Consider the following 702-nt stretch of genomic DNA (forward strand, 5'->3'; position numbering starts at 1 on the left):
TTGCTGAGACAGCCACTGGGTTTATTTTGGGATTAAACCTGCCCTCTGATCGTATATTATTAATAAAATCTTATTCTGTAAATTTTTATCGCCCTATCAAAAAAGGTCAAATTGCAGCGGTAGCGAGCCTATCCGATGAGCAGCGCCAACATATCTTGGACACGCCCAAAGGCGAGATGATCATTCCTTGTGTTATCGAAGACCGCGAGTCTGCGAGTAGCCGCGACCCTATCACCGTTGAGATGATGTGGGCGTGGATACCCAAATCCGAGTTAGAAGCGCGTCGCCAAGGTAAGGGCGATAACCTATCAGATACTGATCAAGATAAGCAAGCCACTGATACAATCAAAGCGACAGAGGATGAATAACACCCCCTAGTATCATACTCATAAGTATAATACTCATATTTACAATAAAGGAGATCACTATGATTAGTCATAATAATCTATTTAAAATACTATCTAAAGCCGTACTTATAGGTGCCTGCTCGCTCGGTCCATTGAGCGTTGTGCTGACAGCTCAAGCTGCACCAACGACGACGATGAGCAAAACTGCGCCAGTCTTTTTAGGTGATGGCGGTGAGTATCCTTTTTCTAGTGCAGTACGCATTGGCGATACTTTGTACATGTCAGGTCAGATCGGCTTTAAAGACGGTCAGCTGGTCAAAGGCGGTATCAAAGCTGAGACCAAGCAAGCCTTGAA

General features: G+C 44.6%; 2 protein-coding genes. Both read left to right on the forward strand.

All coding sequences use genetic code 11. From position 1 onward, the window contains the following. The coding region (locus ACTXGO_RS15480; RefSeq protein WP_459112946.1) for a hotdog family protein at positions 1–368 on the forward strand (368 nt) is incomplete at its 5' end. A 59-nt stretch (positions 369–427) separates the two neighbouring features. Next, positions 428–702, forward strand: a 275-nt coding sequence (locus tag ACTXGO_RS15485; protein ID WP_443575145.1) for a RidA family protein, incomplete at its 3' end; no start/stop codon positions are given.

The organism is Psychrobacter sp. T6-1 (assembly GCF_052258445.1).